The organism is Hymenobacter sp. APR13, assembly GCF_000737515.1.
Classification (GTDB): domain Bacteria; phylum Bacteroidota; class Bacteroidia; order Cytophagales; family Hymenobacteraceae; genus Hymenobacter.
In genome coordinates, this window is record NZ_CP006587.1 from 3553764 (window position 1) to 3579459 (window position 25696).

At 58.4% G+C, this 25696-nt stretch carries 17 protein-coding genes and 1 pseudogene; 10 read left to right on the forward strand and 8 right to left on the reverse strand.

Annotated elements, in window-relative coordinates:
• Nucleotides 1-73: 73 nt before the first annotated feature.
• From N008_RS14885 to N008_RS21745, 5 genes and pseudogenes are all read left to right on the forward strand, one after another.
• The gene (locus N008_RS14885) at nucleotides 74-1618 is read left to right on the forward strand and encodes a carboxypeptidase regulatory-like domain-containing protein (RefSeq protein WP_081910827.1); all 1545 of its coding nucleotides are present in this window, start codon (nucleotides 74-76) and stop codon (nucleotides 1616-1618) included.
• A 1325-nt stretch (nucleotides 1619-2943) separates the two neighbouring features.
• Nucleotides 2944-5820 (forward strand): T9SS type A sorting domain-containing protein, encoded by a 2877-nt coding sequence (locus N008_RS21735; RefSeq protein ID WP_197062869.1) that lies wholly within the window; start codon nucleotides 2944-2946, stop codon nucleotides 5818-5820.
• A 932-nt stretch (nucleotides 5821-6752) separates the two neighbouring features.
• The gene (locus N008_RS21740; RefSeq protein ID WP_052381592.1) at nucleotides 6753-9935 is read left to right on the forward strand and encodes a T9SS type A sorting domain-containing protein; all 3183 of its coding nucleotides are present in this window, start codon (nucleotides 6753-6755) and stop codon (nucleotides 9933-9935) included.
• A gap of 941 nt (nucleotides 9936-10876) precedes the next feature.
• Nucleotides 10877-11628, forward strand: a pseudogene (locus tag N008_RS22405) (IS5 family transposase).
• A 217-nt stretch (nucleotides 11629-11845) separates the two neighbouring features.
• A complete protein-coding gene (locus tag N008_RS21745) occupies nucleotides 11846-12439 on the forward strand; it encodes a T9SS type A sorting domain-containing protein (protein WP_052381593.1) in 594 nt (197 codons plus the stop codon).
• Nucleotides 12440-12543: 104 nt separating this feature from the next.
• Here the strand turns inward: N008_RS21745 and N008_RS14910 are convergent, their stop codons facing one another.
• From N008_RS14910 to N008_RS14925, 4 genes are all read right to left on the reverse strand, one after another.
• Nucleotides 12544-12870, reverse strand: a complete 327-nt coding sequence (locus N008_RS14910; RefSeq protein WP_044017122.1) for a HesB/IscA family protein — start codon at nucleotides 12868-12870, stop codon at nucleotides 12544-12546.
• Between the two features lie 85 nt (nucleotides 12871-12955).
• Nucleotides 12956-13366: a hypothetical protein gene (locus N008_RS14915; RefSeq protein WP_044017124.1), complete on the reverse strand. Its 411-nt coding sequence runs from the start codon at nucleotides 13364-13366 to the stop codon at nucleotides 12956-12958.
• Between the two features lie 101 nt (nucleotides 13367-13467).
• Nucleotides 13468-13884, reverse strand: a complete 417-nt coding sequence (iscU, locus tag N008_RS14920; RefSeq protein WP_044017126.1) for a Fe-S cluster assembly scaffold IscU — start codon at nucleotides 13882-13884, stop codon at nucleotides 13468-13470.
• A gap of 106 nt (nucleotides 13885-13990) precedes the next feature.
• Entirely contained in the window at nucleotides 13991-15205 is a 1215-nt protein-coding gene (locus N008_RS14925; RefSeq protein ID WP_044017128.1) for an IscS subfamily cysteine desulfurase, read from the reverse strand.
• Between the two features lie 153 nt (nucleotides 15206-15358).
• On the opposite strand from N008_RS14925, the gene mce reads away from it, so the two are divergent.
• Nucleotides 15359-15763, forward strand: a complete 405-nt coding sequence (gene mce, locus N008_RS14930) for a methylmalonyl-CoA epimerase (RefSeq protein WP_044017130.1) — start codon at nucleotides 15359-15361, stop codon at nucleotides 15761-15763.
• 97 nt (nucleotides 15764-15860) lie between these two features.
• On the forward strand, nucleotides 15861-16442 hold the full coding sequence (locus tag N008_RS14935; protein ID WP_052381594.1) for an L-threonylcarbamoyladenylate synthase: 582 nt from the start codon (nucleotides 15861-15863) through the stop codon (nucleotides 16440-16442).
• 22 nt (nucleotides 16443-16464) lie between these two features.
• Here the strand turns inward: N008_RS14935 and N008_RS14940 are convergent, their stop codons facing one another.
• Entirely contained in the window at nucleotides 16465-17172 is a 708-nt protein-coding gene (locus N008_RS14940) for a DUF2306 domain-containing protein (RefSeq protein WP_052381595.1), read from the reverse strand.
• 244 nt (nucleotides 17173-17416) lie between these two features.
• On the opposite strand from N008_RS14940, the gene N008_RS14945 reads away from it, so the two are divergent.
• On the forward strand, nucleotides 17417-17698 hold the full coding sequence (locus N008_RS14945) for a hypothetical protein (RefSeq protein WP_052381596.1): 282 nt from the start codon (nucleotides 17417-17419) through the stop codon (nucleotides 17696-17698).
• Nucleotides 17699-17883: 185 nt separating this feature from the next.
• Entirely contained in the window at nucleotides 17884-19308 is a 1425-nt protein-coding gene (locus N008_RS14950) for a CCA tRNA nucleotidyltransferase (RefSeq protein ID WP_044017132.1), read from the forward strand.
• 70 nt (nucleotides 19309-19378) lie between these two features.
• On the opposite strand, the gene N008_RS14955 is transcribed toward N008_RS14950, so the two are convergent.
• The 3 genes from N008_RS14955 to N008_RS14965 form a co-directional block, all read right to left on the reverse strand.
• Complete coding sequence (locus tag N008_RS14955; protein WP_044017134.1) at nucleotides 19379-20551, reverse strand: alpha/beta hydrolase-fold protein; 1173 nt, start codon at nucleotides 20549-20551, stop codon at nucleotides 19379-19381.
• A 484-nt stretch (nucleotides 20552-21035) separates the two neighbouring features.
• Entirely contained in the window at nucleotides 21036-23645 is a 2610-nt protein-coding gene (locus N008_RS14960) for a PspC domain-containing protein (protein WP_044017136.1), read from the reverse strand.
• A gap of 45 nt (nucleotides 23646-23690) precedes the next feature.
• The gene (locus N008_RS14965; protein ID WP_044017138.1) at nucleotides 23691-24098 is read right to left on the reverse strand and encodes a PadR family transcriptional regulator; all 408 of its coding nucleotides are present in this window, start codon (nucleotides 24096-24098) and stop codon (nucleotides 23691-23693) included.
• Nucleotides 24099-24514: 416 nt separating this feature from the next.
• On the opposite strand from N008_RS14965, the gene N008_RS14970 reads away from it, so the two are divergent.
• Nucleotides 24515-25621, forward strand: coding sequence for a PorV/PorQ family protein (locus N008_RS14970; protein ID WP_052381597.1), 1107 nt, complete (start codon nucleotides 24515-24517; stop codon nucleotides 25619-25621).
• Nucleotides 25622-25696 lie beyond the last annotated feature (75 nt).

Genomic DNA, 25696 nt, shown 5'->3' on the forward strand with positions numbered 1-25696 from the left:
CCTGAATAAGTTCCCTTGCTACCGCACTGGTTGTACCTACCCTGAACTCTCCCACCTTAGCCTACCTTAAGCCATGAAAACACATGTTACCAACCGAATACCACTCGTGTGGATTATCCAGTGTCTATTACTAGTAAGTGCCCTGTTTGCCGGGGGCTGTAAAGAAGATACAATAGAACCTACGTTGTATGGAGCGGTGGAAGGAGTAGTAATAGATGGGGCAACCAACCTGCCACTTGCAAACGTATCCATTACCACTAACCCTGCCACCAGCTCTTATACTACGGATGCCGCTGGCAAATTTTCCATCCCGGACGTGCCGGTTGGTGCGCTGGCTGTGACGGCCCGCAAGGCGGATTATCGCCAAGAAGTAACAAACGTATACGTTAATGAAAATCAGACCCTGCCCGTTTCGCTAACGCTGAGCAAAGCCACTACCGCTAACAGCCGTCCTTATTTACCTTCTAGGCCTCGTCCGGCTGATGGTGCAACTGCCCAGCCAGTTGAATTGACGCTTCGCTGGAAGGTATCGGACCCCGATAAAGTTGACTCGGTGCTGTATAGCGACGTGACGCTGTTTGAAAGCAATTCTACCGACCGGCGCCAACTGTTGACCAATTCCACTGACAGCAGTGTAGTGGCCAGTGGTTTGAAATTCAATACCACCTATTACTGGCAGGTAACGGTGCGCGACAAAGCCGGTGAGATAGTGCGTGGGGATGTATGGAGCTTCCGCACACGAGAAGTTCCCGATAATGCATTCCTGTACGTGCGGCAGGTAGGGGGCAACACTGACATCTACTCATCGGATGCCACTGGTGGCAATTTGGTTCAGCTTACTAATTCACCCTTTGTGGAAGCCTCGCCCCGGCTTAGCCCCTTACTCGACAAAGTGGCCTATACTTCTAATGCTTCTGGCCAGTACCGGCTCTATACTATGAATCGCGACGGTTCCGATCAGCGTCTGGTTTCGCCGTTGCCAGTGGAAGGCTACAATAACTTTGGTACCGGGTATTGCTGGTCGCCGGATGGCGCGCAACTATTGTTCGCCAACAACGACAAGCTTTGGCGCATCAACCGCGACGGCTCTGGCCTAATGCTACTGGCCACGGCACCCAGCGGCCGCAATTTCCGCGAGTGCGACTGGAATGGTCAGATCAACCGGATTGTAATACAAACGGTAGGAACCAGCATCTATGATTCGGAGATTTATCTGCTCGATGCCAATGGTGGGAATCTTACGCAACTGGTCGGTAACCTACCTGGACGGCTGGATTCACCAACTTTCAATCTGCTAGGTACTAAAGTGATGTATACACGTGATTTAAGCGCCTATATGGATCCGACAGGTCGGCAGTTGGATGCCCATATATTTATTCAGAATCTGGACGGAACAGGAGTAACTTCCCTGTCAGCTACACAAGGTAGCGGCGGGGGAGGAGGCAAGCCTGTTGGTACCAACGATATTGTGCCCCGCTTCAGTGGCAATGGTGCGAAAGTGGTTTTCGTGAACGTAAGTAACGTCAACCAAGCAACACCGGAAGTATGGCAGATGGACCTGACGGGTAATAATCGTGCCCGTTTGTTTCAAAATGCGACGCAGCCTGATGCTCGCTAGCCACAGCTACAGGCTTGCATAATGTGCTCATTTAGTCCACTATCCTCGAAAGGGTAGTGGATTTTTTTGTATCATCTTGTTTGTGTCCAGTTTTTGATGGATAATGGTTTCAAATTGGGACAACAATACTATGAGGTTAATGAGGCTATCTATACTAGCATATCCAGCTTAGTAGGTTGCCTTCGCTATGGCTATATAAGCTACCAATAATGCCTGGTCTTTGGCCAGATGTAGCCACTACAAGTGGGACCTTATTACAAACGGGAAAGGGTAAAAGGAGAGTGAATGAGGTGGCAGGTAGGTTATAATCAGGTAATATCGAAGTATCTGTAGTAGCTAATGCACTGACTTGCAATGGATAAAAAAACTATTATTTGGTGTGTAGCATAACAAACTGACAGGTTATTCAGATTTTTGCCGCAAATTTGCATTTGAAACAAAGAGCATAAAACATTCATTATTTTATATATGATGAGTCCTTTAGGGATAATTATTCTTGTCTGCCCGAAGACCTAAAAAGAGAGGTGTTGGCACGGAATGTGGTCAGGTGGCTTCAAAAAATGAAAAACAAATTACATTCTGCATGCTTAAAATTGTTCAATAAGATGTAAGAAACATGGTAATCTTTAGGGTTACTTCTGCGTACCATCTTCTGTCGCCGGTGCAGTTACTCGCTGCCTTTCCTCTGTTCTTTTCTCACGCTTGAAACGCTTACTTTTTCCTATACTATGAATCACTCTTACCTGCGTAATGTACGCTGGACGTTGAGGCCCTTCCGTCAGCTGCTTCTGCTGATGGCATTGGTATTGCCAGGCTTGTCCCACGCTCAAAACTTCACCGAGACGTTCGGCACTGCTGTGCCTTTCGAAACACCGGCGAATGCAGATGCCAACGGCCGTCTGGATAATTCGGCGACGCTCACGTTCAGCGGGGCCTCCGTAGTTTCGCCAGCCAACGGATTTTCCACTAATCAGTACACATTCACCAATGCGGCTGGGGTAACTCAGTCGGCTTCTGGTGGAGCCAGCATTGCTCTGGCCCGCGAGAATGCTACGAGCCCGGGAACCCTGCAGTCGCCAATAAATACGCAGTTCGATCTGACTATTGGTGGTATCAATACTACCACGCTCAGTAGCCGTCAGCGTATCTCGTTTGGCCTAAGGATTCCGCCGGCTGGCGCTGCCAACGATGTACGGCTACAGTTTCGCGACGCCACTGTTGTGGGTGCCACTTTCACCGAAATTCCGTTTACGTTTCCTACGCTTGGCACTACGGCAGACTGGTATTTTATCAGCACCGTGGCATCGCTGCCCAGCACCACAAACTTGGAAATTCGTTTTCTGAAGCCCGCCGGCATCAGCAACCGTCAGTACCGCATTGATGATGTCACGTTCCGGGCGTTCCAGCCCTCGCTGGCAGTTAGCATCAGCAGCCAGCTGTTTCCAAACACAGCTGTTAATCAGCGTTCGATAGCGCGCACACTGACCGTTACGGGTACTGATCTGGTAGCAGATGCAACGGTAACGGCGCCTGCTGGATACCTGTTGCGCCCTACTGGTTCTTCCGATCCGTATGAGCAGTCTACTACGGTTACGCCCAATGCCAATGGCAATGCCTCGGCACAGTTTGACGTGATTTTCGCGCCTACCTTCGCTTCGGCTCCTGGTCCTTATCCTCAGACCATCCAAAATGACATTACTGTAACCAGCTCGGGGGCTACGGCCGCTGCTATTACTGTATCAGGTACTGCTACAACTCCTCAGCCTCAGCTATCGGCTGCCCCGACTTCTATAGCATTCGGCTCGCAGGTGGTTGGTACTAGCTCCGCTCCGCAGTCGTTCACCTTAACTGGCCAGGATCTTACCGGCAATGTAACCGTAACTGCTCCGGTAGGCTACGAAATCCGGGTTAATGGCCAAGCCTTTTCGCCGAATCCCATCTCGCTGGTTCCTGCTAATGGTGCCATCAACCAGTTGATAGATGTACGCTTTGTGCCAGGTGCCACTGGCGCTATCACTGGCAATATAGTAGCTACCGGCAACGGCAGTGCTACAGCTTCGGTGGCCGTAAGCGGCTCGGGTGCTCCGGCTCCGGTTACGCCCACGATCAATGCTTCGCCTCTGGCTCTGGATTTCGGTACCGTTACTAACAGTGGTTCGGCCCAGACCCAGACCTTCACGGTAAGTGCCACCAACCTGAGCGGCCCGCTGACGCTGGCTGCCTCGAACGGCAACATTCAGTTCCGCGACATTACGAACGGTATTAGTGATTACACCAGCGGCCCGCTGAACATTCAGCCGAATGCTTCCGGCAACATCACCAACCGGACAATTGAAGTACGGTTGGTGCCCACGGTAGCGCAGGGTAGCTTCTCGGGTACCATCGCCCTTACTAGCACGGGAGCCACTCAGGTGAATGTTGCAGTTACTGCTAACAACCCTAGCGGTAGCATCTCCGACATTTCGCTCACCGATGCTATTTTGCGCGAGTTCAGCACGTCGCCCGGCGTACCTTCTTCGATTCAGTCGTACAAAGTTTCGGCTGATAACCTGCTGCGGGACCTAACGATTCTGGCGCCGCAGTTCTTCCAGATTTCGCTGTCGGCTGATCCGGCTGCTGCTGGTGGCTTCAATTCCCTGGGCACGACTACCGGCAACTCGCTGACGCTGCCCCGCATCCAGAATTCGCCAACGGCGTCGCTGAATGGCGACGTTGACCAGACGACCATCTATGTGCGTTACTTCCCGGCAGCAGCGCAGACCAACCGCGGCCAGGTAATTTCCAACGAGAGTGCTCCGGCCCGGCCGCAATATGTATCGGTGAACGGCTCGAGCGAGCCGGAACTGAACGTGCGTGGCTCGTTTACGCCGGTAGTAAACCAAGTGAAGGGCACGCAGTCAGCTATCCAGACTCTGACGCTGGAAGGCGCCCGCCTGAACAGCCCAGTAGTTGTGCGGGTACCGAACGATCCTGAAGCTCCAACTACGGCTTCGCCGCTGAACCCCAGCCGTACGCCACAGTTCCAGATTTCGTTGACGGCTGACTTCTCGGACTTGGGCACTGCTGCCAACCCAACTGGTTTCCAGCTTACGCTCACGCCAGACGCTCAGGATAGCTTGGCCCTGGTGCCATTGTATGTTCGCTATGCACCAACCCGCGTAGGCTCGGCGCTGGCCGACCTGCTGTTCCGTACGCCGGACATCAATGGCAACGTAGAGTTCAACCGCGTACCAAATGCTCGTCTGCAGGGCCGCTCCATCGATGTGGAGCCTACGCGTCAGTCGTCGGCTACGGTAGTGCGCTCGACGGATGGCACTACGGTAACCATCAACTTCACGCAGGAAGATGGCTCGACTTTCCCCGGCAACCCTGAGGGTGCTGGTTTCGGTGAGAACCGCCTGATTGTGGCCAGCCTCAGCCCAACGCTGACTCCCGGCTTCTTCCCGCAGGATGCTACGCCATACGATCCAGGCAACAACATCTATGGTAACGGTTCCAACCTGAACGGCAACTTTGTAGTATTCGCCAGCTCGGCTACTACGGCCGTAATTACGGGCCTCAACCCAGGCACGCAGTACTACTTCTTTGGCTTCGAATACAACAACGACCAGGTAGGTGGTGCTGAAAACTACAAGACGCCAAACCTGCCCATCACGGTGCAGCTGCCGCTGCCAGTGGAGCTGAAGAGCTTCACGGCTCAGCTTCGCAACGGCCAGGTGAACCTGAACTGGGTAACGGCTTCGGAGCGTAACAACCAGGGCTTTGAAGTACAGCGCAGCCAGGACGGCCGCGAGTTCTCGACCATCCTGTTCAAGAAAGGCAACGGCACCACCAGCGCCCGCAGCAACTACGACGCCGTAGATGCCCGCCCACTGGCCGGCCTGAGCTACTACCGCCTCAAGCAGATTGACACCGATGGCAAGTTTGCGTACTCGCCGGTAGTGACGGTGAAGAACGCCGGCCTCACCGAGGCTAGCTTCTACCCCAACCCAACCTCGGGCAAACTGACTGTGGCTCTGCCCCAGGCCACGACTGCTGAAGGCCTGCGCGTTCGTATCGCCGACCTGACCGGCCGTGTGCTGCGCGAGCAGACGCTGCCCGTAACCGGCGAGCTGGACCTGACCTCGATGCCCGCTGGCACCTACATGGTGACGGTAGGCACCGGCGACCAGCAGGTGACCCGCAAAGTGGTAAAGAACTAAGCTAACGGCGCGGCGCTTGCCGCTCTGCCCCAGGAAAAAGCCTCCCGCAGATGCGGGAGGCTTTTTTTATGGCCCGATTTGTAATGATTCCTTAATATGTAGTATGTTGTACTACGCCTTGAATAACTTGTACCTTTGGGGTTGCACTACCTCGTCTACTACACCTCTTACCCTTGTTGCACATGGTCACACCAGTTACTCGCTTATCCGCAACCCGTTCTGGCCCTGTCTGGCGGGCGTTGTTTGTCTTGCTGCTTTTGCTGAGCCCAATAGTAGGATGGGGGCAGACGACGATTGCAATTCAGGATTTTGAAACTACGCCAGCAACACCAACTGCGGCTGTATCATTTACTGGTGCCGCTGGTGCTTTTAGAACAGGCAATGGTACAGCTCCTAATGCTCCGCTTTTTGTAAGTGGCACGAGAGGGTACGGCGCAAGCAATGGTACTACTACGATTCAGTCGTCGGCTGATATAGATGCTAGCTCTTACAGTGATATATCAGTTGAATTCAGGCTAGCATCTTTCTCTTTAAGTTCTACCATGAATGGAGCCGATACGGGAGACATTGTTACGTTCGCAGTAAGTACTAACGGAGGAAGTAGTTACTCCAACGAAATAACAGTCAACGGAAACTCCAATGCTCGTTGGAGCTTCTCAAGTGGGACAGGGACAGCCACTACTGTATATGATGGTAATAATATAGCATCAGCAAATACAGGATCCAATACTCTCGGTTATAGCACGGTTCGAGTAACTGGTGTAAGTACTACTTCTCAACTACGCTTCCGGATAACGCTACTTAATAATGATGCTAATGAGTTATGGGTCGTTGATGATGTGGTTGTAAAAGGAACACCAACTACTGCTACTCCTACCATCACTACTGGCACAGTTACGCCGAACCCAGTAACGGCTGGCAGCAACCTAACGGTGAACTTCAGTACTACCGGTACCTTCAACAGCGGCAACACGTTCAGCGCAGTATTGTCGGATGCGGCTGGCACTTCCTTCCCAACACCCCTTACTACCGTCTCTTCTACGGCCACTAGCCTGACCGTAACTATTCCGGCCGGTACCGTAGCCGGCACCACCTACAAAGTGCGTGTTGATGGTTCCAGTCCGGCTACGACAGGCACACCTTCAGGTAATTTTGAGGTTACGGCGCCTGCCACCACTCCCACACTTACCGCTAACCCTACCGCACTGACGGGCTTCACCTACGTAGAAGGGTTCGGGCCTTCGCAGATTCAGAGCTACCGCCTCACCGGCAACAACCTGCCCGCTAACTCCACCGTGACTGTTACGGCTCCTACCAACTACGAGGTGTCGCAGGACAATGCCACGTTCGGGAGCGGCTTTACCGTGAGCAACTTTTCGACGACCGACGTGTACGTGCGCCTGAAGGGCGGGCTGCCGGTGGGCACCTACAACAACGAACTGGTAGTGAATACCGGCGGCGGGGCCGCCCAGCTGGATGTGCCGCTAAGTGGCAGCGTCGCGCCTCCGAATTCGGTGCCGGCTATCAGCAGCCTGTCGCCGAATACGGCCGTGGCCGGGAGCGGCAACTTCACGCTCACTATAGATGGTACGGGTTTCATTAGTGGATCTACGGTCAGCTTCAACGGCACAGACCGTGCTACTACGTTTGTGTCGGCCACACGCTTGACGGTCGCCATTCTGGCTGCTGACATTGCCACGCCCGGCACCTTCGATGTGGTGGTGACTAATGCCGCGCCGGGCGGCGGGGCCTCGGCTGCCGCGCCATTTACGGTTACGGCGCCAGTCGCCACCCTTACGGCCACACAGTCTTCGCTGAGCTTCAGCGCACAGGTTGGCACCACTTCCATCTCTCAATCCTACACCCTCAACGGTAGTAATCTGCCTGCTTCAAGTACGGTAACCATCACGGCTCCGGCTGCCTTCGAAGTATCTGTAACATCGGCTACGACCGGTTTTGCTGAGACCCAGACAGCCACCACTACGGCTGCTGGTTCCTTGAGCCGGCAGGTATGGGTACGGTTTGTAGCCCCAGCCACACCCGGTACCACCGGCCCGGCCGATGTCACCAACGTCATTGGCAGCACAAGCGTGGCCGTAGCTGTAACAGGCAATGCCACGGCCCCGCCCTCTGCGTTGAAATGGGACGGTGGAGGTGATGGCACTAGCTTTGCCGACGCGCAAAACTGGGCGCCGGACGTAGTGCCTGCCACAGGTGATGATGTACTGTTGGATCATTCACTGGTTACAACTGCTTACACGGTAACGCTGCCTGCGGTTAGCTCTGGCACGCTAAGCTTGGGTTCTTTGGTAATTAATCCGGATGGAGGGGCTGCCATCACGGCAATATTGCCCAATACCAATACTGCCAACGACTATCTACGCTTTACCAAGGCTGCCGACGCCTTGGTGATATACAGCGGTGGTACATTCATCAACAGTTCTGCAAGCGGAAGCGGTACGCCTGTTGATGTGCAGCCTGCCGGCGAGAACTTTATCATCTATAATGGGGGCACCTACGTGCATAACACCATCCGTTCTGCATCCACCCTAATTGATAATCTGTCGGCCGCAAGCGGCACTGAGAACGGCAATTTCCAATACGATGTTCCCAGCGGCACGAGCCAGACGTTGTCGTTGTCAGGCCGTAGCTACGGGAACTTGGTATTGCGTGCTACGGCACAAGCCTTCTTCACATATTCCGGAGCTGGTGGCAGCGGATTAATTATCCGCGGCAACCTAGACATTGCTCCCAATGTAACCTTTAACCCGGCGCTTACCAGCAATCTGGAAATCAGGGGTGATTTACTCAATGCCGGCCGTTTCCGGTTTGTGCCTTCTAATAGCACTACCCGCCGCTTTTTGGTTATGAACGGGACGGCAGCACAAACCATTAGCGGTTCACCACTTACACTCAGTAATACCGGTACTTCTTATCTGGGCTTCAACGTGATGCTTCGCATTGATAATCCTGCCGGGGTGACGTTGGCTACCAGTGTTGTACTGAACTCGACCAGCAACACTGCCACTACCGGTGGTTTGGACTTGGTATCCGGTCTGCTGACCACGTCTGCTACCAATCTGCTGACCTTTGCCAGCGGAACTGAAGTACTCGGCGGCAGCAACACCAGCTTCGTGAACGGCCCGGTAGCCCGTCAAGCCGATGCAGCCGGCAGCCTGCTGTTCCCGGTAGGCAAGGGCACGGCCTACCGCCCGCTTACCGTAAACGTGGCCTCGCAGGCCGCCGGCACCGTAACGTACACGGCCGAGCAGAAGGAGAGAGCTAACCCGCAGACCTTCGACAACGCCGCCAGCACCCTGGACCCGCTCACGCGCGTGTCCAACATCCGCCGCTACACCGTTACGTCGTCCGACAACACGGGCTTCAACGGCAACATCCAACTCAGCTTCGGCGCCGATGATGACGTGAACAACCCCGCGTCGCCGTCGCTGGTGATTGGCAAGAACAACGGCAATGGCTGGTTCAACATCGGCAGCGTCACGTCTGATGCCAGCACGGTTACCTCCGGCAACTTCACTTCGTTCAGCGACTTCGCCCTGGCCAGCACCGACCCCGACGTGACCAACAACCCGCTGCCCGTGGAGCTGATCCGCTTCACAGCCCAGCGGCAGGCCGACGCCGTGCGCCTGGACTGGGCTACGGCTTCCGAGCAGAACAACGCCCGCTTCGAGGTGCAGCGCTCCGCCGACGGGGTGCAGTTCCGCACCCTGAGCACCGTAGCCGGCCAGGGCACCACCACCCAGCGCCATACCTACTCCGCCCTCGACCGGCAGCCGCTGCCCGCCACGGCCTATTACCGCCTGCGCCAGGTGGACACCAACGGCCAGGCGTCGTTCTCGCCGGTGGTGGCCGTAGCCGCCGGCAAGGAGTTGGCCCTTTATCCTAATCCCGCCCACACAGAACTGCAGGTGGTAGCGCCCGCGCCGGAGGCTACCTACCGCGTGCTGAGCACCATCGGAGCCGTACTGCTGGAAGGCCGCACCAGCACCGGCAGTGCCACGCTGAACGTAGCGTCGCTGCCCGCCGGCCTCTACCACCTGGAGGTTACGACGGCCACCGGCCGCGTGGTGCGCAAGTTCACCAAGCAGGAGTAGCAACTCAGAATACGTAGCAACAAAGGTTGCTACGTATTCAAGAGCATCAACAAAAAGCCTCTTCTACTGCAGTAGAAGAGGCTTTTTGTTGATGCTCTTGGGGCATTGCAGTACAACCGATACAGGATATATGGCTGGGCTTAATTGTATGGATTTGTTCACTGGTTGTCAGCACTATCGGGGCACTCCAGCTGTGAAAGCAGTAGTTTATTCATAATAGGAATGTAGGATATGTAGAAATGTATGTACAATTAAGGTACATTTATCTAAAATAACTTGCAAAAGGATACTAACATGCAACTCTCTACGACTAATTTCTTCGCTTCGGCCGCTCTCCGCACCGCCGTGTTGCTTGGTGCTCTTCTAAGCTTGGGACAAACAGAATTGTACGCGCAGGCATCCTATCTACAGCAGGGATTCGAGCCAAGTGGTAACACGCCGGCTACAGGTCCTGGAGCCAATGCTAGCGGAGGTGCGGGTGGACAATACATATACAGCGTTACTGGCGCTGGTGCAACCTATATAGGGACATTCTCTCAGGCTACATCTGCCAATAACGCTAACACAGGTCCACTTACCGCTAACGTATTTTCAGAGGGTACGACGGGGTTTGGTGTGGTGAATAACAACGGCAACGGAGATGTTTCATCTACCCTGACGTTTAATAACGTGTCATTTCCTCTGTCATCAACAGGCAATTATATCTCTTTTAGGTTAGCCTCTTATCGTACTAACAATAATGGAGGAATAGATAATGGTACTAGTGGGAACCCAGCCATAACCAATAATGGAGTAGCTGTCAGGATAGCATATAATGGCTCAAGCACTTTTACTAGGCTGTGTCTGAAAAGGGGTGTTATGTATCTTAGGGTATGGCAGCACGGTATGAGTTAACAGATGCCCAATGGGCCGCGGTGGAAAGCGAATTGCCCCCACAACGTCTGGGGCGCCCCCGGCGCGATGACCGCCAGCAATGGAATGCCTTACTCTGGATCCTATGCACCGGAGCGCCCTGGCGGGATTTACCAGCACGCTACGGCCCCTGGCAAACGGCGTACGAACGATTTCGCCGGTGGGCCGCTGATGGCACCTTCGAGCGGGTGTTGCACCGCTTACGCCTGCGCCTGGATGCGGCCGGCTTGTTAGACCTGGACACGTGGCTGGTGGATTCGACCACGGTGCGGGCCACCAAAAGTGCGGCGGGCGGCACGAAAAAAAAGCCCAGTGCCTCGGGCGCAGCCGCGGCGGGCTGACCAGCAAGCTGCATGTAGTCTGTGATGGCGCGGGTACGCCGCTGGCCCTGCATCTGTCGGCCGGCCAGCGGCATGATGGGCCCCAGTTTGAACCGCTTTGTGAACAGGTGCGGGTGCGTCGACGCCCACGTCAACTCCTGGCCGACCGCGGCTACGACGCGGTCCACATTCGCCACTGGCTCCGTCGTCGTCGCATCCGGGCCGTCATTCCACGTCGGCAACCAGCCGCAGGCCGTCGCTGTCGGCGGCGAGGACGGCCACCCCGAATCGAGCCAACTCGCTATGCGCGGCGCAATGTGGTGGAACGCTTCTTTGGCTCGCTCAAAGAACATCGCCGCGTGGCCACGCGCTATGAGAAACACGACGCCCATTTCCTCAGCATGGCCTCGCTGGCCTGTATCCGCCGTATTTTGCAGCATCACTTTTCAGACACAGCCTAATACACTGGAAGTGAGAGGAGACCGTAATGGCTCTGTTTTTGGATTTAATGCTGCCGGGGTTGCATCACCAACTGGTGTAATCAATGCAGCTCCACTAACCCCAACTATAGTTACTTCACCATCAGATTTAGACAATAGTGGAAACGTTCCTGCTTCAGGCGGAAGTGGTACGTCTACAGTTAGAATAGATTTTGGAAGTGCCATTAGTAGTGTTCGATTGGAAATTTTTCTAACGGCAACCAATAAAACGGCTGTATTCATCGACGACGTGCGCATTGGTAGCAACCGCCCGCTTCCGGTGGAACTGAAAAGCTTCACGGCGGAGCCAACGGCCAAAGGCACCCAGCTCAAGTGGGCAACGGCTTCCGAGAAAAACAACGTCGGGTTTGATGTGCAACGCGGCACTGACACCAATGAATTCACCACCATTGCCCGGGTAGCCGGGCAGGGCACCACCGCCCGCAGCCACAGTTACGAGTGGCTGGACACCCGGCCGCTGGCAGGCCTGAGCTACTACCGCCTCCGCCAGCTGGACACCGATGGCACCGAAGCCTTTTCGCCGGTGGTAGCCGTGAAGGCGGGAGCTGCCCAGACAACTTTCTTCCCCAATCCCACCACCGGCCAGATCATGTTGTCGGCGGCCCCCGGACCGGTTCACTACCGGGTGCTCAACCCGCTGGGCCAAGCACTGCTGGCGGGCGAAGCGGCAGGCGGTGGGATAGTCGACGTACAGGCGTTGCGGCCGGGTTCCTACTTCTTGGAACTGCAGACTGCTGCCGGCCGCCAGGTGCAACGTTTCGTGCGGGAGTAACCGCCGTAATTGGGCTGCCTGACAACAGCACCAATACAAAGGGCCTCATCCGAGTGGATGAGGCCCTTTGTATTGGTGCTATGCAAAGGCTGAAAACCGGCTGGCTATACCGAGAAACTCTCGCCACAGCCGCAGGTACGCGAGGCATTCGGGTTATCGAAATAGAAGCCTTTGCCATTGAGGCCGTCGGAGAAGTCCAGCTCGGTGCCGGCCAGGTAGAGGAAGCTTTTCATATCCACCACTACCCGCACACCTTTGTCCTCAAACTCCTGGTCCATGTGCTTCACTTCGTTGTCGAAGTCAAGCTTGTAGCTCAGGCCCGAGCAGCCACCGCCGGCCACAGAGGCCCGCAGGCGGTAGGTAGAATCCAGCTCTGCATCGCGCATGAGGCTTTCTACTTTCGCTTTAGCTTTTTCAGAAACGGTAATCATGGCGTTGGTACTTGGTATGGAGTGCTTGTGCAACTGGAAAGGCAGCCAGAATAGTCCGGCACTGCGCTATGCCAGCCGCGTATTGCTACGACGATGGATTCAATACAACACTGAACACGGTGATTGTGTTCAGGTCGCGGCCGAAGTACAGCTTGTCCAGCGCTTCATAGGCGTTGTGGGCCCGGAAGTAGGACGTCTGTAATTCCTTGTCGCCGCGGGCGCGCCACTGCAGCGTGAAGGAGCTTTCCTCGTCGCGGTAGCGCTGCACGTAGGCCAGCATCCGGCGCAGGGCGTCCAGTTTGTCGTATCCGGTTTCGTAGCGAAACAGGAAGCTCTGCTGGTGCCGTGGGTTCACGGTAATCAGGTCCAGGCGGGTCTGCCCGTCCAGTTGCCGAAACTCAAACAGCAGGTTGCCCGGGCCCAGCCCCAGATAGTCCTCTATCTGTCGCTGAATCCGGGCACTTTCTACGTGTACGTCAGAAGAAGTAACGTCCATTTATTAAATAGCTGAATGGCCGAATTATTAAATGGTTAGTTGCCTTCCAACTTTTCGTAAAGCAGACAGCCATTTAACAATTCAGCTATTCAACAATCAACTTAGTGGTGCGACTTGGCCATTTCCAGCTCCGGCATCCCGTTTTTCACGCGGTAGTCGTTGATGGCGGATTTTATGGCGTCTTCGGCCAGCACCGAGCAGTGGATCTTCACGGGCGGCAGCGCCAGCTCTTCCACAATCTCCATGTTGTCGATGGCCAAGGCCTCGTCCACGGTCTTGCCTTTCAGCCACTCCGTCGCCAGCGACGACGAAGCAATGGCCGAACCGCAGCCGAAGGTTTTGAATTTGGCGTCGGTGATGGTGTTAGTGGTTTCGTCAACCTCGATCTGCAGACGCATTACGTCGCCGCACTCAGGCGCGCCTACCAGGCCGGTGCCTACGTTTTTCTTGCTCTTGTCCAGCGTGCCCACGTTGCGGGGGTTGCTGTAATGGTCGATTACTTTATCGGAGTAAGCCATGGCTTTTGTTGTTTGTGCTTAGTTGTTTGTGCTTAGTGCTTAGGACAAAACTTGACTGTTGATGCGGAGTGCAAACTACGCCCTGACAACCAAGAAATAAGCACTATTAATGTTCAGCCCACTCGATTTTGTCGAGGTCGATGCCTTCCTTGAACATCTCCCACAAAGGCGACATTTCGCGGAGCTTGGTGACGGCCTCCTTTACGTGGTTGATGGCGTAATCGATTTGCTCATCGGTGGTAAAGCGGCTCAGGCCGAAGCGCAGCGAGCTGTGGGCGAGGTCGTCGCTCAGGCCCAGGGCCTTCAGCACGTAGGAGGGCTCCAGCGAAGCCGAGGTGCAGGCCGAACCCGACGATACAGCCAGGTCTTTCACGCCCATCATCAGGCCTTCGCCTTCCACATACTTGAAGCTGATGTTGGCTACATGGGGCAGGCGGTGTTTTACCGAGCCGTTCACGTAGCTTTCTTCCAGTGTCAGCAGTTCTTTCTCCAGCCGGTCGCGCAGAGTGCTCAAGCGGGCCGTGTCGGCCGCCATTTCCTGCTTGGCCAACTCACAGGCTTTGCCCAAGCCTACAATGCCGGGTACGTTGAGCGTACCGGAGCGCATACCACGCTCGTGGCCGCCACCGTCCATCTGGGCCGTCACTTTCACGCGTGGGTTCTTGCGGCGCACGTACAGGGCACCTACACCTTTCGGGCCGTACATCTTGTGGGCCGTGAAGGCCATCAGGTCGATGCCGTCGGCAATCACGTCTACCGGAATCTTACCTACAGCCTGGGTGCCGTCGGTCATGAACAGGGCGCCGTGCTTGTGGGCAATGGCGGCAATCTCGCGGATAGGCTGGATGGTACCAGTCTCGTTGTTGCCGTACATGATGGTCACCAAGATGGTTTCCGGCGTCATGGCAGCTTCCAGCTCAGCGAGGCTGATGAGGCCTTCGGAGTCGACGGGCAGGTAGGTTACCTTGCCGCCCAGCTTCTCGATGTGCTTGCAGGTATCGAGTACGGCTTTGTGCTCGGTGGTGGTGGTGATGATGTGGTTGCCTTTCTGGGCATACATCTCAAACACGCCCTTGATGCCCAGGTTATCGGACTCGGTAGCACCTGAGGTGAAGATAATCTCCTTGGGGTCGCAGTTGATCAGGCCGGAAATCTGTTCGCGGGCGTAATCCACGGCTTCCTCGGCAGCCCAGCCGAAGGGGTGGTTGCGGGAAGCCGCATTGCCGAATACCTCTGTCAGGTACGGCATCATCGCCTCCAAAACGCGCGGATCGAGAGGCGTGGTGGCGTTGTTGTCGAGGTAAATAGGTAGCTTGAGCATGGCTCGGGGTCTGGTTTCAGCGGAGAATCTTTCGCAGGTAGAACACAAAAACCGCTAAACAGGTTTTCATTTCTTCCCACATTTGCACCTGCAAAAGTAGAACAAATCCAAACAAGCCGCGCTATCCGGCGGCGGCACTTTTACAACCCCACCATGCTCCTCAACCTCGAACACTTAGGCTTAGCCGTACCTGATCTGGAAGCCGCCACGGCGCTCTACACCACGCTGCTGGGCCAGGAGCCCTACAAGCGCGAGCATGTAGCGTCTGAGGCGGTAGATACGGTGTTTTTTCAGGTGGGAGGCTCCAAGATAGAGCTGCTGGCCGGCACCTCGCCCGACAGCGCCATTACGCGGTTTCTGGAGAAGAAGCCGGCCGGGATTCACCACGTTGCGTTTGAGGTAGACGACATCCGGGCCGAAATGGCGCGCTTACGGGCCGAGGGGTTCCAACTGCTCAATGAAGAACCCAAGCCGGGAGCCGACAACAAGCTGGTATGCTTCGTACATCCCAAATCAGCCGGCGGTGTGCTGGTGGAACTGTGCCAGACCATTAAGTAGTATAAGGCTTTAGGGCATAGGAATCAGGGCCTATGGATTAGGTATTCCTGAACTCCTGACGCATATTCTAATCCCTAATCCCTAATCCCTAATCCCTATGAGCCCCCGATTCCTCCGTGAAGAAGTAGATGCCGCTGTGGATGCACTGCTGATGCAGCAGGTCATTCTGTATCCGACCGATACGGTGTGGGGTTTGGGGTGTGATGCCGAGCTGCCGCGGGCTGTGGAGAAAATCTATCAGCTCAAGAACCGCCCTGCCAACAAGGCCTGCATTGTGCTGGTGGCCGATGAGCAGATGTTTGCCCGCTACGCCGCCGTGGTGCCGCCCAATCTGCCGGAGCTGCTGGCCACCCAGCAGCGGCCTACCACCTACGTGGTGCCCGGCAGCCCGCACCTGGCGCCTAACCTGCTGGCCCCGGATGGCACCATCGGCCTGCGCGTTGTGCTCAACGACGAGTTCTGCCGGCTGGTGGTGCGGCGGCTGGGCCACGGACTGGTGTCGACGTCGGCCAACCTGAGCGGCGAACCAACGCCCGCCCTGTACACGGAAATCAACCCGGCCCTGGTGCGCAAAGCCGACTACGTAGCCTACTGGCGCCAGGACGATACCACGCGCGCCGCCCCTTCGCGGGTGGTGCGCGTGCTGCCTGATGGTAGCCTGGAAGTGCTCCGCGACTAAGCTGTCAGCCCCAGTTCCGCTCTTATGGGCGGGCAGAATGACGTAGCCGGGCCCGATAATGGCGCACGGTGCGCGCAATCAGCAGGCTGCCTACCAGCGTGGGAACAATCCAGACGGCCGTGCCCAGCCAGGCGGGCGCATCAGCAGGCAGCACCCGGCCCGTATTCACAACCAGAAAAGCCGTGAAGGCCGCTATATACGAGCCACCGAGGCGCGCAAGGTGCCGCAGCATCCAGGGCTCGGCTTGCTCGGCCGGCCTTGGAAACAAACTCTGGCGAGTGTCGAGGCCGGCAAACAGGCAGATCAGGCCGCCAAAAAACGCGAACAATACCGCCTGCAACCACAACCCAGTTCCTACCATCAGCACCCCGACCAGCAAGGCCACAACAGCCAGCAACTGGTCTGGGCGGGCCAGGCTGGCACTGCGGCGGCGGGCGGCGCGCCAGCCGCTGAAGCTGAGGTAGAAGCTCAGCATGGCCACGCCCGTCAGGAAAAGCCGGCTCAGTGTCAGGGGCTGCAGCAGGCATAGCCCGACGGCGGTGAGGGCGACGGCCAGCATGCAGTAGACATAGAGGCGGCCAGCCCGCACGTGCCAGACGCCGCCTTTGCGGCCCAGCATTGGCACCAGCCCGGCCAGTAGGGCCGTGGTACCGGCCGCAATGTGTGTGGCCAGCAGCAGCCGGACGGGCAGAGCCGAAGCAGACAGAGCGAAAAACAGGGAAGAGGCCATGGCTTAGGTGCAGATCAGGAAGACAGTTAGAACACCCCAAACGTCTGGTTTTCCGGCTAAGACTTCAATATAAACCTCCTCGAACGCCGCATTTCAGGGACAGAGCGTCATAAAATCGGTACAAGCTGATTGCCGCTATATAGCAACCGGCAACGCCTATTTCGGGGATGGGAGGGTGAAAGCAGGTTACGTTTAATCGATTGGGCTATAAACCGTACATCCATCACCAACTCTGTTTGTACTTATGAAAACGACCTTCAAATCCCTGCTCGTTCTGGCTGCATTCGCTCCATTCGCTCTGGCTTCGTGCTCGGAGAAAACCCAGGAAAACGCTGAAGCCACTGCCGAAAGCGCTGCCACCGATGCTGCCAATGCTACCGAAAATGCCGGCGACGCTGTAGAAAATGCTACCGATAATGCCGCCGCTGACGTGAAAGCCGATATGGCTACCGAGGCTGGCGACACGGCCGTTGTGGTAGACAAAGAAGCCAACAAAATGGTAGAAGAAGTGCCTGCCAAGCAGTAATCGGCAGCTCACATCATCTTGCGAAAGCGCCTTCCGACTAGTTGGAAGGCGCTTTTTTATTTTGGCGGACGCCCGCGGTGGCAGGAGCCTGCAACTCTGGCTGGAAACCTGCCGGCAAGAATCCTGCACCGCCGGCGTAGGCTGATGCAGCCGGGGCCGTACCTTTGCGCTTCACTCTGACCAGCATGAAAAACCCACAGCTCCCCAGCCTGCCCTTGTTTCAGACCATTGCCGAAGCCGCCGGCGAGCTGGGGTTTCCGGCTTATGTGATTGGGGGCTACGTGCGGGATCTGGCGCTGGAGCGCGGCAGCAAAGACGTGGACGTGGTGTGCGTCGGCGACGGGATTGCGCTAGCCCAGGCCGTGGGGCGCAAGCTGCCCGGCCGGCCCCGCGTGACGGTGTTCAAGAACTTCGGCACGGCCATGCTGCCCACGCCCGAGATTGAAGTGGAGTTTGTGGGCGCCCGCAAGGAAAGCTACCGCGCCGAAAGCCGCAAGCCCGAAGTGGAGGCCGGCACCCTGGAAGAAGACCTGGCCCGGCGCGACTTCACCATCAACGCCCTGGGATTGAGCCTCAACCCTGACACCTACGGCGAGCTGGTAGACCGCTACGACGGCATGGGCGACCTGCAGCGCCGCATCATCCGTACGCCGCTGGACCCCGACGTGACTTTCTCCGACGACCCGCTGCGGATGCTGCGCGCCATCCGGTTTGCCACCCAGCTGGACTTCGACATCGACCCCGACACGTTTGACGCCCTGGCCCGCAACAAGGAGCGCATCAAGATCATCTCACAGGAGCGCATCACCACCGAGCTGAACAAGATCATCATGGCCCCGAAGCCCAGCTACGGCTTCAAGCTGCTGTTCAGCTGCGGGCTGCTGCAACTCATCTTCCCCAAGATGGCCCAATTGCAGGGGGTGGAGAAAGTGGGCAAACACGCCCATAAGGACAATTTCTACCACACCCTGCAGGTGCTCGACAACGTGGTGGCGGCCGGCGGCGACCTGTGGCTGCGCTGGTCGGCCATCCTGCACGACATCGCCAAGCCCGCCACCAAGCGCTTTGATGCACGCGTGGGCTGGACCTTCCACGGCCACGAAGACAAGGGCGCCCGCTGGGTGCCGGGCATCTTCACGGACCTGAAGCTGCCGCTGGGCGAGGAGATGCGCCAAGTGCAGAAGCTGGTGCGCCTGCACTTGCGCCCCATTGCCCTGAGCAAGGAAATCGTGACCGACTCGGCGGTGCGCCGCCTGCTGTTCGAGGCCGGCGACGACATCGACCGCCTGATGCTGCTGTGCCGCGCCGACATCACCAGCAAAGACTACGACCGCAAGAACCGCTACCTGCGCAACTTCGACGTGGTGGAGCAGAAGCTGAAGGAGGTGGAGGAAAAAGACCACCTGCGCAACTTCAAGCCCGTCATCACCGGCGAAATCATCATGGCCACCTTCAGCCTGAAGCCGTCCCGCGACGTGGGCGAGCTGAAGGAAGCGCTGCTGGAAGCCATCCTGGAAGGCAAGATTCGCAACGAGCATGACGAGGCGTTTGCGCTACTCCTGGAGCTGGGGGCGCGCAAAGGCCTGACGCCGGTACCCGCTGCAGAATAGGCACAGCCGGCCAGCCAGCTTGGGAGGCCAGCTGTGCTGTCAGCCAGATTCTATTTAGCGCCAGCGCGGCCTAGCGTTTGGGCGGCTGGGCGCACAGCGTGGCCAGCGTTTGCCGGAGCAGCGCCGGGCCCTCGGGGCGGTAGAGGAAGCCGTGGCCGCCGCTGGGCAGGGTCTGCAGAAACCATTGCGCCGCCTGCGACGGGCGGGCGTCGTAGGTGGCCTTCACGGCCGAGTACTTATACAACGAGTCATCCTGGGCGCTGAGCTGGTAGCAAGGCTTGTCCTGGCCTAAGCGGCCGTAGCTGGCCTGCAGCGGCAGCACCGGCGCAGGCGACAACGCGTAGAACCCGCTGAAAGAAGCGGGGCGCTGGCTGGCAAACCACAGGGCGGCACTGCCACCGTTGCTCATGCCGCCGAGTACCGTGTGGCGGCCGTCGGTGCGGTAGCGGGCCTGCACTTCGGCCAGGATTCGCTCGATCTGGGCGAAGGCGGCCGGTTGCGTGACCCAGCCAAAGCTGGCCCGTCCGAACGGATACACCACCAGCGCATTGGCGGGCGCCACCTCGAAAATCGTTTCTTCTGCCACGTCCCGGTCGGCATAGCCAAACTGCTTGGTGTTCACCACGCCGCCGTGCAGATACACCACCACCGGGGCTGGCTTGGCCGGATCGTAGCCGGCCGGCACGCGCACCAGATAAGGCATCCGAACGGTATCGGCCGGTACCGGACTGAAGTAGAGAGCGAAACCGGGCGTGGCGGCCGTTCGGGCTTTACCGTTGTAGGCGGGCAGCGTGCGGGCCTGGGTTTCGGCTATCCAGCGGGTACTGGCGGCTCGGGCGTCAGCGGTTTGCTGGGCTAGGGCCTGGCGCATGGCGGCCAGCCAGCGCGGCCAAGCGGCCTCGGTGCGCAACGGGGCCAGCATCGGGTCGTTGGCGACGTTGTCAAGGTCGCGGGGCTGCATGCTCAGGGGGCGGTGGCGGCTCAGCTGCCCTAGCCAGCGCCAGGCCAGCGGGCGGCGCGCCGGGCAGTTGGCGGCTGCTATGGCCCCGCTAAACAGCTCAAACTCATTGGCGCGGGTGCTATCGGGCCGGAAAGCCTGCTCGAAGGTGGCAGCAGCCGCGCAGAAGTCTTTGGTTTGCATCTGGGCGCCGCTCTGGTTTATCAGCTGGTCATAGGTAGGCGTGGCAGATTGCGCAAACGAAACGGCTGGAGCCAGCGCCAGCGCGAAAATAAGAGGCTTCATAGATGGGAGGATAACAGGAGGGAAGGAACCTAATCGGGCGCCCGGTTAGGCGAATAGAACCACTATTTGTTCAGGCCCAAACATGAGAAAGCCCCTTATCTACTGGTTGCAGCACAGTAGGTAAGAGGACTTTCTCGACCAGTCTTTCACTCACCAGAAAAAGACACTTTGGGTCACTCAGGCAGATAGATGCACGTTGGAACAGCAAGGTTGCCTGCCTGAAAACAATTGTGGGTCCCGGTAGCAAAAGTGTTGCCAGCCGGGTGAGGACCGCATGAAGTAGCAGTTATTTACACACGGCACTGACGCAGGAAGCCCCAACGATATCTTTTCCCTCGTTGTGCGGGCTGCCGTTGTTGTACCATGCCGGGCCCGATGGCGTCGGCTTTCAGGTTATCTGCCACGTGAAGGCACACTTTGCTGAGGCCGGCCAGATCCACGCCAGCGGTGCGAGCCAATGTAGGCTGGCCCGCACCGGGCGCGGCTACTCCACGCTGCGGACGGAGGCAGCCCCCAGCGCTTCGCGGCGGATGGTAGTAGGCTTGCCGCTGTACTCGATGAGGCTGGCGCCGATGGCCTCGGCCCGCAGCTCATCCGTCACGTGCAGGCGCACCTTGGTGGCACCTACCGCGTCGATGTCGGCGCGGCGGGCGGTGAACTCGGCGGCGGCCACTTCGCAGGCGCCGGCGCCGTCTACTTTCAGCTCGTCGGCGCTGCCCTGCAGGGCGGCCTGGCAGCCGCCGGCCAGCTCCAGCTGCAGCTGCTGCAGCGTGCCGGTCAGGCGCAGCTTGCTGCCCCCAGCCTGCGTGACGCGAAGGTCTCCGGAATTGAAGCCGCTAACCTCGGCGTGGGTGCCGCCAACCAAACTCAGGTTGTTCAGCTCGGGCAGCTCAATGATGAGCAGCACTTGGTCCTGGTCGCCGCTGCGGGAATCGAACAGGTCGCGGTTGCGGGGGCTGATGGTCAGCTCGCGGCCGTCGCGGGTGACTTTCAGGTCGCGCAGGGTGCGGTCGTCGCCGGCGGCGCGCACGGTGTAGGTGCTGCCCTGCCGGATGATGGCCCGGTAGCCGCCCACGATGTTGACCTCGTTGAAGTCGGTTTCGTTGAAGCTCTCCCGCCCGGAGCCGTAGGCGTCCTCGTCGGCGTTGATGGACCGCACGCGGTCAAAGCTCAGTTTCACGTCGGAGTCGTCGCGGCCGTCGTTGTAGTCTTCGTCGTCGGAGTTGGAGGCGTCCTGCTCGCGCAGGTCATCGGCGGAGCAGCTGAGGCACTCCACCTTGTTGCCCTGCATGCGGAATACCTCGTTTTCGGGGCGCTGGGGCTCGCGGCCGTTCACGTAGTTGTCGGAATCAAGCCAGTCGGCAAACGTCTCGCTCATGCGGAAGGTGCGGCCGCGGGGCATTAGCAGGCGCAGGCGCATCTGCTGGTCGCGGAAGCGGGCGTTGGGCTGGTAGGTGAAGTGGTCGTCCACGCTCAGGGTCGAGTCGTTGAGGACGCGCACATTGTGGCTGGTGGAGGTGGCTGCCGTGCGGCGGGCCAGCGAATCGGTAGCGCCCTTGGCGGCGATGATGCGCTCCAGGCGCGGGGCCTGGGCACTGTCGATGCCTACTAGGTCGAGGTCCACCCACTTGTCGTTGTTGAGCTGCCGGCGCTCCAGCACCAGGCGAGGGCTGCTGAGGCGGTCGAGCGTGGTGGTCTGGGTGATTTCCTCTTCGCGCTGAAACTCGCGGCCCACCCGGATGCCGGCCACCGAGCTACCCACGATGCCCAGCAGCCACAAGCCCAGCAGCGTGAGCGACGCCGTGCGGCTCAGCACGGAGCGGCGCAGCAGCAGCCCCAGGCCCGACAGCATCAGGGCCAGCGCCGGAATGGCCGTGAGCAGGAAGAAGGAAAGCACGGCCCACACTGAAATGTCATTGAAGAGCAGGAAGGGCTGCAGCGGGCCGAAATCCAGGTTGTCGGAAGAGGAAATCAGCCCCAGGCCGATGCCCAGCGCAATAACCACGCTCAGCAGGATGGCAAAGCCGGTGAGGGCCATGATGCCGCCGGCCACCACCCGGATCAGCGAGCCAATGCCATTGATGACGGGCCGCACGTTGCTGAACGAGTCTTCCAGGAACGTGCCCACGGGCCGGTTGTTGACGGGGCTAGTCTCCGAACCGGCGGCGTAGGGGTTGTTGCGCAGGTTTTCATCCAGGGCCGAGAGCGTGACGGCGTCGCCGCGCATGCGGAGCTTGTCGGAGGCGGTTTTCGCCTCCGGCAAGAGAATCCACAGGATGATGTAGAGCCAGAAGCCCAGGCTGCCGGCAATGAGCAGCAGCAGGAAGGCAATGCGCACCACCACCACATCTACCCGCAGGTAAGCCGCCAGCCCGGCCGAAACCCCGCCGACCTTGCCGTTGTCGGTGTCGCGGTAGAGCTTCTTAAACGCCGGGTCGGTGTCGGGGTCGGTGGTGTCGTAGCGTTTGGGCAGCACCACCCACAGAATGATGTAGGCCAGCACCGTGATACCCGCTACCCGCTCGCCAAACTGGTTGAGGGGCGTATCGTCGAACGCTGCGGGCACGGCCAGCAGCAACACCAGCAGGGCAATCCGAATCCAGAGCGGGTTGGTGCCGAAGTAGTGCGCCAGCCCGGCTGCCACCCCAGCCACCTTGCGGTGAGCCATGTCGCGGTACATCTGCCGGGGCGCGGCCTGGGCGGTATCGGCGGTTTCGGGGCCGGACTTGGCGCGGCGGCCGGCACCGGCAGTGCCGTCGGCGTAGGTGCCCTGGGCCGAGCCGCTAGCTACGGCCTCGGCCAGCAGTTCTTCCTCTTCTTCGGCGTCGTCGGCGCTCTGAAAGTCGCTCACCCGGCCCATTTTGGCCGTCATGGCCTCCACGTCGTCCAGCGTGATGACCTGCTTGAGGCCGGAGAGGCGGGCGGCGAAGAGCTCGGCAATGCGGCCTTCGATGTCGGCCACAATTTCCTCGTGGCCGCGGTAGCCGCTGAAGTGGGCTTTCACTTCCGCCAGGTAGCGGCTAAGCACTTCGTAGCCATCCTCCTCAATGTGGAAGATCATGCCCTGAAGGTTGATGCTGATGTTCTTTTTCATCTCAGTGCTGCAACTAGTCAAGAAAAACGGGTTGGGGGCGGTGCGTTAGAGCAGCGCGTCAGGAGGAGAGGGCGCGTCCGGCGGGGCTACCGTGAGCGGGGCCGGCGTGGCGGCGGCCGGGGCGTGCGGTTTCTGACGGATGATGCGGATGGAGTCCTGGACTTCCTCCCAGGTCAGGCGCAGCTGGTGCAGAAACTCCTGGCCGTCGGGCGTGAGGGTGTAGTACTTGCGGGGTGGGCCGGAGGTGGATTCCTTCCAGGTGTAGTCCAGCAGGCCCGCGTTTTTGAGGCGCGTCAGCAGCGGGTAGAGCGTGCCTTCCACCACAATCATGCGGGCAGCAGTGAGCTCTTCGAGCATATCAGACGCATACACCTCCCCGCGGGCAATGATTTCCAGAATGCAGAACTCCAGGATGCCCTTCCGCATCTGCACTTGGGTGTTCTCGACTTTCATGGGCTGAGGCAGATATCGGTGAAGAATGAGACAAATATAACGGAAGGTACTATGCAACGCAAGGTACTGGTAGAAAATATTTTTCAGCAGCAGATTTCGGCCGAAAAAAAACGGTTTGACCGTCCGACGGGCGCCTGGCCGGGCTGGTGGCAGAGTCAGTGAAGGATCCCATATAATGGGCTATTGGCTGGCAGGGCGCTATTTGCCGCCAGCCGGGCCATTTGGGGAGGGCTGCGCCGACGGCCACGCCCGGAATCCGGGAAGGGTAGGGGTGCGTAAGTGCCGGAGAATCCGGCTGGTTGCGGGCAGTAGCCACGCGGAGCGGGGGCGGGTTTATCGAGCCCCCGAAGTCACGGCGCACTATTAGTTAGTAACTTGCGTTGTGAATCGGATTAGCCGTTTTTAGCTTGTTTTCTATGTCGCACATTTTCCGTATTGCTCCTGTAGTGCTGGGGGTTGGTGGGTTGCTGGCGCTGTCTTCGCAGCGGGCCGTTGCCCAGGACACCACGCCCAAGTACAGCAACGAATTCCTCAACATCGGTGTCGGGGGCCGCGCCCTGGGCATGGGCAAAGTGCAGGTCAGCCTGGCCAACGATGCCACCGCCGGCTACTGGAACCCAGCCGGCCTGCTCGACCAGAAAGCCAAGTACGATGCCGTGCTCATGCACTCCGAGCTGTTTTCGGGCATCGTGAAAAACGACTACGGCGCCTTCTCCATGCCCCTCGACGACAAAAGCGCCATCGGCGTGAGCGTCGTGCGTCTGGGCGTCGACGACATTGCCGACACCCGGGACCTGATCAACGAGTACGGCTACATCCAGTACGACCGGATCCGGTACTTCTCGGTGGCCGACTACGCCCTGATGCTGTCGTATGCGCGGCGCCTCGGCAACATTGAGGGCCTGAAAGTGGGGGCCAACGCCAAGGTCATCTACCGCAACATCGGCGAGTTTGCCAACGCCTGGGGCTTCGGCATCGACGCGGGCGTGCAGTACGACAAAGGCAACTGGCGCCTCGGCCTTATGGCCCGCGACATCACCACCACCGTCAACGCCTGGTCCATCAACTCCGACAAGCTGCGCCCCATTGCCGGCGACTCTACCGGCAGCAGCGTGCCCAAGGGCAGTACCGAAGTCACGCTGCCCCGCTTTGTGCTGGGCGTAGGCCGCTTGGTGAAGCTGCCCGGCGAATTCACAGCCCTGGCTGCCGTGGATCTGGACCTGACCACCGACGGGCAGCGCAACACGCTGGTATCGGGCAAGCTGGTGAGCATCGATCCGCGCGCCGGCCTGGAAATCGGCTACAAAAACCTGGTATTCCTGCGCGGTGGCGTGAGCAACGTGCAGAAGATCCAGGCCTTCTCGGGCTCCGAGGAGTGGAAGGTGCAGCCCAGCCTGGGCGTAGGCGTGGCCCTGAGCGGCCTGCGGCTGGATGTGGCCCTGTCGCAGCTGGCCATTGAGAAGCTGGCCGGCCGCACCCAAACCAACAACATTATTGTTTCGCTGGGTTACGGCATCAAATAAGACTGCCAGTGGAACCTATTGCCGCGCCAAGCGAGTTGGCGCGGCACTTCTCTCTCACTACGTTTCTACGTTACT